Annotated in this window: 6 protein-coding genes, 1 tRNA gene and 1 pseudogene; 6 read left to right on the top strand and 2 right to left on the bottom strand. The window is 39.9% G+C overall.

What is annotated here, in order from left to right; translation table 11 throughout:
- Together QL998_RS16340 and QL998_RS16335 are read left to right on the top strand one after the other, a co-directional pair.
- A pseudogene (locus QL998_RS16340) lies at positions 1-233 on the top strand (IS4 family transposase); the annotation flags it as partial.
- A 222-nt stretch (positions 234-455) separates the two neighbouring features.
- Complete coding sequence (locus QL998_RS16335) at positions 456-902, top strand: Hsp20 family protein (protein WP_024595972.1); 447 nt, start codon at positions 456-458, stop codon at positions 900-902.
- Positions 903-961: 59 nt separating this feature from the next.
- Here the strand turns inward: QL998_RS16335 and QL998_RS16330 are convergent, their stop codons facing one another.
- Positions 962-2,518, bottom strand: coding sequence for a cryptochrome/photolyase family protein (locus QL998_RS16330; protein ID WP_290193085.1), 1,557 nt, complete (start codon positions 2,516-2,518; stop codon positions 962-964).
- A gap of 192 nt (positions 2,519-2,710) precedes the next feature.
- Entirely contained in the window at positions 2,711-3,172 is a 462-nt protein-coding gene (locus QL998_RS16325) for a globin (RefSeq protein WP_024606289.1), read from the bottom strand.
- Positions 3,173-3,604: 432 nt separating this feature from the next.
- Between QL998_RS16325 and QL998_RS16320 the strand changes: the two genes are divergently transcribed.
- From QL998_RS16320 to infB, 4 genes are all read left to right on the top strand, one after another.
- A tRNA-Met gene (locus tag QL998_RS16320) sits at positions 3,605-3,681 on the top strand.
- 281 nt (positions 3,682-3,962) lie between these two features.
- Positions 3,963-4,418 (top strand): ribosome maturation factor RimP, encoded by a 456-nt coding sequence (gene rimP, locus QL998_RS16315; protein ID WP_002958482.1) that lies wholly within the window; start codon positions 3,963-3,965, stop codon positions 4,416-4,418.
- Positions 4,419-4,457: 39 nt separating this feature from the next.
- Entirely contained in the window at positions 4,458-5,957 is a 1,500-nt protein-coding gene (nusA, locus tag QL998_RS16310; protein ID WP_002958483.1) for a transcription termination factor NusA, read from the top strand.
- Positions 5,958-5,982: 25 nt separating this feature from the next.
- Positions 5,983-8,643: a translation initiation factor IF-2 gene (gene infB, locus QL998_RS16305; protein ID WP_002958484.1), complete on the top strand. Its 2,661-nt coding sequence runs from the start codon at positions 5,983-5,985 to the stop codon at positions 8,641-8,643.
- The last annotated feature ends 1 nt before the right edge of the window (position 8,644 follow it).

Genomic DNA, 8,644 nt, shown 5'->3' with positions numbered 1-8,644 from the left:
TGTTATCTCCCAAAGCATGGAAGTTATTGTGGTTAAAGAGAATAAAAACACCATTGCCTGAAACTGCTCCAAATATGTCATGGGCGTATCAGGAACTGGCAAAGTTAGGAGGCTGGAAAGATACCAAGCGCACAGGGCGTGCATCTGTGAAAGTGTTATGGCAAGGATGGCTTAAGTTACAAGCCATCCTGGAAGGCTACGATTTAGCAAAATCTCTTGAGTCAGACTTGTGATCAAGAGACAGCTTTTTAGTGCCTTTTTTTGTTTATTTTTTAATTTTTTTAAAATTAATCTCTTGAAAACAATTTTACCGTCCATATATAGTTAAGTAGGACGCCTGATGGGTCCTAAATTAAACTTAAATAATTGAAATTTATATTATTAATTAAACTTTGCTTGAGCTTGTTCAATAGAAAAGCACATGCAAAATATCGCTTAAATATGAGGATATTATTATGCGTACAGTAGACTTATCACCACTTTATCGTTCATTTATCGGCTTCGAACATTTAGCATCACTTATGGATGCGGCAGCTAATACAGATAAGCAGCCAAGTTTTCCTCCTTACAACATAGAAGCACTCGATAAAGACAAATACAGAATCACTATGGCCGTTGCCGGCTTTAGCGATAACGAATTAACCATTGAGTCAGAAAATAACACATTAAAAGTTACAGGTACTAAAGCAAATAAAGATGAAAACGCAGAGCGTAAATTTATTCATCAAGGTATTGCTGAGCGTAACTTTGAACGTAAATTCCAGTTAGGAGATCACGTAAAAGTACTCGGCGCAGATTTAGCCAATGGCTTACTAAGTATTGACTTAGAACGTGAAATCCCTGAAGCGCTAAAACCACGTAAAATTGAAATTGGTAATAGCAATCTAATAGAAGGTAAATAATCTTCTAAAGTACATATTCCCCTGATTACTTAGCCGCCTCATTCGAGGCGGCTTTTTGTTTACAGCGCTTCTAAATTATTAAGGTAGTAGGTTGCTTGTTGCAGCGTTTGTTCTTGGAGTGTTTTTTCTTGTTTATCCCAGTTTTTATATACCATACCAATACGTAGGTTCTTTTCTAGCTTGTTTCTGTGTTTATTCATGAAATGCCAGTACAGGCTATTTAGCGGGCAAGCTTTATCACCTACTTTTTGTTTAACATCGTACTGACAGCTTTTGCAGTAATCGCTCATCTTATTAATGTAGTTACCGCTTGCAGCATAAGGTTTAGTCGCAATTATTCCATCATCGGCAAACTGGCTCATTCCTCGGGTGTTGGGCATCTCTACCCACTCTATGGCATCGATATAAACACCTAGGTACCAGTTATCTACGTCATCAGGGTTTATTCCTGTAAGCATGCAAAAGTTTCCAATAACCATTAGGCGTTGAATATGGTGGGCATAAGCGGTTTCAAGGCTTTGTTTTAATGAGTGGCTTAGGCAATTCATTTTTGTTGAGCTGTGCCAAAAATAAGATGGTAGTGTGTTTTTGGCTTGTAGTTGATTTTTAACAGCGTAGTCGGGCATGTTAATCCAATAAATGGCACGTACATATTCTCTCCAACCTAATATTTGCCTAGTAAAGCCCTCTACTTGCGAGAGGGATATTTCACTGGGTCTTTGTTCGTATTCTCTTATTACACGTTTGATTACATATAACGGGTGGAGTATTTTTGCGTTTAGGGCAAACGATAATCGGCTATGGTACAAGCTGGTATTATTTTTACTTTGATCTGTCATCGCATCTTGAAAGTGACCAAAGCAACTAAGTAAATGCTCGCAAAAGTATTCGAGAGATTCAATGGCTTGTTTACGCGTTGTTGGCCACTCTAGTTTCTGATCGGCTATTTCGCCAAAGTAAACGATCTTGTGCTTATTTAAGCGAGAAATGATGCTCTTGACATTATTATTGAATAGCTTAGGTTTTGGTATACACGCTAAGTCAGCTTTGGAAAATTTATTACGATTATTACTGTCAAAATTCCATTTGCCACCCGTTGGCTTAGTATCATCAACTAATATATTAAACTGCTTACGCATAGCACGATAGAAGTGCTCCATTGTCACATGCTTGTTTTTTGTAAAGCGTGTTTTTATATCGGTGAACGGTAATAAAAAATGTTCAGTATCTGTGGCAATTACATCAAATGAGCCATCACTTTTAAACTTAGCTAATTGGGACTTAAGCCTAAACTCATCAGGGTATTGATATTCAATAGTTTCGCATTGGTATTTATCGGAAATTCGCTTGAGTAATTCAATTAAGTCTTTGTCGTCAGCGGTATCGTCAAGTGTTAAATGCAAAACATCAAAACCTGCCGTTTTTAATGCATTTGCAAAGTTTTCCATAGCATTAAAAAAAGCACACAGTTTTTGAATGTGATGCTTAACGTAGTCGGTTTCTTGTTTTAGTTCTGCGATCAGATAAAGCGTGTCGTCGTCTTTTTGTTTGTACCATGAATGAGATGGGTTTAACTGATCACCTAGTATTAGTCTGAGTGTTTTGTGATTGGTCATAGTAAAGCCAAATTTTTTTATACGGACGTATTTAATTAAACGATCGTTTTACTATTTAACTACGAATGAATAGAGTAAAAAGGCTTAACCGATTATCAAGGCAATAAAGGCGTGTTGGACCATGGTGTGAAAATGAGTTTAATTAAGGAGGAGGTTACGTAAGTTAAATTGCCACCCCTAAAAATTGTATATTTAAATTTTATTACTTTGCTCTTGCTGCATTTTTTGTTGTAACGAAACCACATTAGATACTTTAAATAAAACATTGCCGGCAAAGCTTTCAAAATATCTGAGCGCTTTTTTCCAAGCAAGTTGGCTCTCAGCATTAAAGTGTTTACCAAGGTGCTCCTTAAGAGTTTCGTAAAAAGCGTCAGATAAAATTGCAATGTCACCTTGTGAAACACTGCTATTTTTTAGGTACATTAAATGATGTGCTAAAAAAGGAGCTACCGATGCCGGCTTATCTAAATGTTTAACAATTCGTTCTAGCACACAAAAAAGGGTAAAACTCTTTTCGTTAAATTGTAAGGCTGTTGGGTAATTCATCTCAATGCTAGATTCAGCTAATTTACTGTGAAATCGAGCCGTGAATGCATGAAAATTTGGCTTAATAATTGTTAAGTTATTTAACAATGCTGATTGTTGTTGATTCATTTTTTATCTCTCTGCAGTGAGTAATAACTATTATTATCAAGTGGCATAAAATTGATTATAGCGGGCAGTTAAAATTCTGCACGTTTTTTTAGTGTTAAAGTATGGGTTTTAGTTATATCAATTTATTTTCTAGTAAATTGTAAGCATCTAGAAGGTACTAAGGTAGCTCAAATTTAGTTTGTTTGATTCTCACTCAAAAATAGTAAGCTGCAATATTTAGCATTTTGACGATGAACATTTTATAAAACTGACTGATTACTTATGTTACTAACACATACATTAAATTAGCATCTTGACGAATTGGAAATTTTATAAACTAATTGCGTATTATAGTTGCTAATTAGCCCACACATCCTTATAATAGCGGCCATTGTTTAGCGTGTTGTATAACAGCTAACAGCGATATTAAATTTAAGGTTTGATATCTATTGGCGCGGGATGGAGCAGTCTGGTAGCTCGTCGGGCTCATAACCCGAAGGTCGTCGGTTCAAATCCGGCTCCCGCAACCAATTCTACTAGTAGGTATTACCTTACTAATTTATATCGCGCATTCTAAGTAATGCGCGTTTTGCGTTTTAGGCTATGTAGTTTAATTAGGTCAGTTTACTGACTCGCAACCAAGCTTGGCCCTCGGCCACACAGTTTTATGCTTTATTGGTGTGACGCCCCGCTTGGTTCGGGGCGTTGTTGTATCTGCACCTTACGATTTGTGGCAATTGCTATCAAATTAAAATTTAAACTCAGTATTTTAGGGCTATAAGCCCTTTTTTTGTTTGTATGGAGGATTTTCGTGACAAAACTTGAACAAGATTTAGTAACCATGTTAACGCCTGCGGTAGAAATGTTAGGCTTTGAGTTGCATGGTCTTGAATTTGTACAAGCGGGTCGCCATTCTACCTTAAGAGTATATATTGCTCATGAGGATGGGATCTCAGTTGATAACTGTGCGGATGCCAGTCGCCAAATTAGTGCGATTTTAGACGTCGAAGACCCAATTACAAATGAATATGATTTGGAAGTATCGTCTCCTGGTGTTGATCGTCTATTATTCAAACAAGATCACTACGAGCAGGCGCAAGGAGAGGAAGTACGCGTGCGTACTAAACTTCCACAGGATGGTCGTCGTAATTTTAAAGGCGACTTAGTAGCAGTTAGCAGCGATATGATCACACTATCTAGCGATGGTGCAGAGCATCTGATCATGCTTAGTAACATCGAACGTGCGAATTTAATCGCGAAGTTTTAAATTCGAGTGCGAAGGAATAGGGCAAGCGAGGCATTACCCATGGCAAAAGAGATATTATTGGTTGCTGAAGCCGTTTCCAATGAGAAAGCGGTTCCAAAAGAAAAGATTTTTGAAGCTCTAGAGTTCGCTCTAGCGACAGCGACAAAGAAAAAACACGATGGCGAAATTGAAGTACGTGTAGCAATTGACCGTAAAACCGGTGATTACGATACGTTCCGTCGCTGGCAAATTGCCGCTGTATTAGAAGATGGTTCTTTAGAGAACCCATACAGCGAAATCACTCTAGAAGCAGCACAGGTTGAAGAACCTGATTTGCAAATGGGTGATTATGTTGAAGAGCAAATCGACTCAATCAAATTTGACCGTATTACAACACAAATGGCTAAGCAAGTTATCGTACAAAAAGTACGTGAAGCTGAGCGCGCTTTAGTTGTTGAAGCATACAAAGATCAAGAAGGCGAGCTGGTAACGGGTGTTGTTAAAAAAGCAACTCGCGATGCAATCGTACTTGATTTAGGTAACAACGCAGAAGCGGTAATTTACCGTGATGACATGTTGCCACGTGAAAACTTCCGCCCGGGTGATCGAATCCGTGGTCTTTTATATGAAGTTAAACCTGAAGCACGCGGTGCACAATTATTTGTAACGCGCTCTAAACCTGAAATGCTAATGGAATTATTCCGCATTGAGGTGCCAGAAATTGGCGAAGAGATGATTGAGTTACGTGCAGCTGCACGTGATCCAGGTTCACGCGCTAAAATTGCTGTTAAATCTAACGACAAACGCATTGATCCAATTGGTGCATGTGTTGGTATGCGTGGCGCACGAGTTCAAGCTGTATCGTCTGAGCTTGGTGGTGAACGTGTTGATATCGTACTTTACGATGACAACCCAGCACAATTTGTTATCAATGCAATGGCGCCAGCAGAAGTTGCTTCAATCGTAATGGATGAAGACACTCACTCAATGGATATCGCTGTAGAAGCCGATAACCTAGCACAAGCAATTGGTCGTAATGGTCAGAATGTTCGTTTAGCAAGCCAATTAACTGGCTGGGAACTAAACGTAATGACTGTTGAAGACATGCGTACCAAAAATGAAGCTGAATCTGATAAGTTACTTAACTTATTCACTGAAAATTTAGATATAGATGATGAGTTTGCATCATTACTTATTAACGAAGGTTTCTCGACACTTGAAGAAGTGGCGTATGTACCTGCGTCTGAATTTTTAGAAATTGATGGTCTTGATGAAGAGACTGTAGATTTATTGCGTTCACGCGCAAAAGATGCATTGACAACTAAAGCACTTAAAACGGAAGAAAGCTTAGATGGCGCAGAGCCAGCTGAAGACTTACTTGCGCTTGAAGGCTTAGAGCGTCACTTAGCATTTGTTATGGCAAGCAAAGGTGTTGTTACACTTGAAGACTTGGCAGAGCAAGGTATTGACGAATTAGTTGATATCACAGAACTTTCATCTGAAAAAGCGGGTGAACTGATTATGGCTGCACGAAACATTTGTTGGTTTGCAGACGAGTAATTTATTAACGGAGGTATTACACACTATGGCAGAAGTAAATGTTGAAAAACTAGCCGGCGATATAGGTACAACTGTTGATAAATTGCTACAGCAGTTTTCACAAGCAGGTATCACTAAGCAAGCAACTGATAACGTAACAGAAGCTGAAAAAGCAACGTTACTTGATCATTTAAGCAAGCATCATGGTGGTACAGGTTCAGATGGCCCAGCGCGTATGACTTTACAACGTAAGAGCAAAAGCACATTAAGTGTGACTGGTTCTACGGGTAAAGCTAAAGATGTTCAAGTTGAAGTTCGTAAAACACGTACCTACGTGAAGAAAAGCGCAATGGAGCAAGAACAAGAGCAAGCACGCTTAGCCGCTGAAGAAAAAGCCCGTCTTGAACAGCAACAAAAAGCTGAACAAGAAGCCGCAGAATTAAAAGCGAAACAAGAGGCAGAACGTAAAGCGAAAGAAGAAGCTGACCGTAAAGCCAAAGAAGAAGCTAAACGCAAAGCTGATGCAGAGCGTAAAGCGAAACAAAAGCAGATGACCCCAGAGCAAAGTGCTAAGTCTGAGAAAGATCGCATAGAAGCTGAGCGTCTGCAAAAAGAAGCAGAAGAGGCCGCATTGAAGAAAGCTGAAGAAGAAGCGAAACGTCAAGCAGAAGAGGCAAGAAAGCTAGCTGAAGAGAATTCAGCACGCTGGAAGAAAGAAGAAGAAGAACGTAAGAAACGCGAAGAAACAGCGGATCACCATCTTACGACTTCAACTTATGCACGTGAAGCAGAAGATGTTGCCGATGCTCGTGATGAGCAAGGCACTCGCCGTGCTAAGAAAAAGAAAAAAGCGCCAGCAAAAGATAAATTTGCAGCGTCAAGAGGCCGTAACAAGTCTAAATTAAAAGCACCAGCATCGCTGCAGCATGGTTTCCAAAAACCAACTGTTGATGTTAAAAATGAAGTGCGTATTAGCGAAACAATTACAGTAGCTGAGCTTGCATCACGCATGGCTGTTAAAGGCGCTGAAGTTGTTAAAACAATGATGAAAATGGGTGACATGGTTACTATTAACCAAGTGATCGACCAAGAAGCTGCACAACTAGTTGCAGAAGAAATGGGTCACAAGGTTATCATTGTTAAAGAAAACGAATTAGAGCAAACAGTACTTAACGACCGCCATGAAGATGGTAAGTCAGAGCCTCGTGCTCCAGTAGTAACTGTAATGGGTCACGTTGACCATGGTAAAACATCGACTCTAGATTACATTCGTTCTGCGAAGGTTGCTTCTGGCGAAGCCGGTGGTATTACACAGCATATTGGTGCATACCATGTTGATGTAAACGGCAATATGATTACCTTCTTAGATACTCCAGGACATGCTGCATTTACATCAATGCGTGCTCGTGGTGCTAAAGCGACAGATATCGTAATCTTAGTGGTTGCAGCAGATGATGGTGTAATGCCACAAACTAAAGAAGCGGTACAGCACGCACGTGCAGCTGGCGTTCCTTTAATCATTGCTGTAAACAAAATGGATAAAGAAGGCGCAGATCCAGATCGCGTTAAAAACGAACTAGCTCAGCTAGACGTTATCCCTGAAGAGTGGGGCGGCGATACGCAGTACGTTCATATCTCAGCTAAAACTGGTCTAGGTATTGATGACCTTCTTGAAGCCGTACTTATGCAATCTGAGCTTTTAGAGCTTTCAGCACCTACCGAAGGTATGGCTGCAGGTGTTGTAATTGAATCTCGTCTTGATAAAGGCCGTGGTCCAGTTGCATCAGTACTTGTTCAATCTGGTACGCTTAACCAAGGTGACATTGTATTATGTGGTCTTGAGTATGGCCGTGTTCGTGCAATGCGCGATGAAAACGGTAAAGACATCAAGTCGGCAGGTCCATCGATTCCAGTGGAAATTTTAGGTCTTTCTGGTATTCCAGCTGCGGGCGACGAAGCAACTGTAGTTAAAGATGAGCGTAAAGCGCGTGAAGTTGCTTTATACCGTCAAGGTAAGTTCCGCGATGTTAAACTAGCACGTCAACAAAAAGCTAAGCTTGAAAACATGTTTACTAACATGACTGAAGGTGATGTTTCTGAAGTTAACGTGGTACTTAAAGCAGACGTTCAAGGTTCTATCGAAGCAATCTCTGATTCACTAACTAAACTTTCTACTGATGAAGTAAAAGTGAAGATTGTAGGTTCTGGTGTTGGTGGTATTACTGAGACTGATGCGACACTAGCTGCAGCGTCTAACGCAATTGTAGTTGGCTTTAACGTTCGTGCTGATGCTTCTGCTCGTAAAGTGATTGATACTGAAAACTTAGACCTTCGTTATTACAGCGTAATTTATGCCTTAATCGAAGAAGTTAAGCAAGCAATGTCAGGCATGCTAGCACCTGAGTTTAAACAAGAAATCATTGGTCTTGCGCAAGTTCGTGACGTATTCAAGTCTCCAAAAATTGGCGCAATTGCTGGTTGTATGGTTACTGAAGGTGTTATTAAACGTAGCGCTCCAATCCGTGTACTACGTGAAAACGTGGTTATCTATGAAGGTGAACTTGAGTCACTTCGTCGCTTTAAAGACGATGTTGCTGATGTTCGTAACGGCATGGAATGTGGTATCGGCGTTAAGAACTACAATGACGTACGTGTTGGTGACCAAATCGAAGTATTTGAAACAGTTGAAGTACAACGTACTCTTTAAT

The organism is Pseudoalteromonas sp. APC 3691 (genome assembly GCF_030408135.1).
Taxonomy (GTDB): Bacteria; Pseudomonadota; Gammaproteobacteria; order Enterobacterales; family Alteromonadaceae; genus Pseudoalteromonas.
Note: the sequence above shows the minus strand (reverse complement) of the source record. Positions and strands in the feature narration are given on the sequence as shown.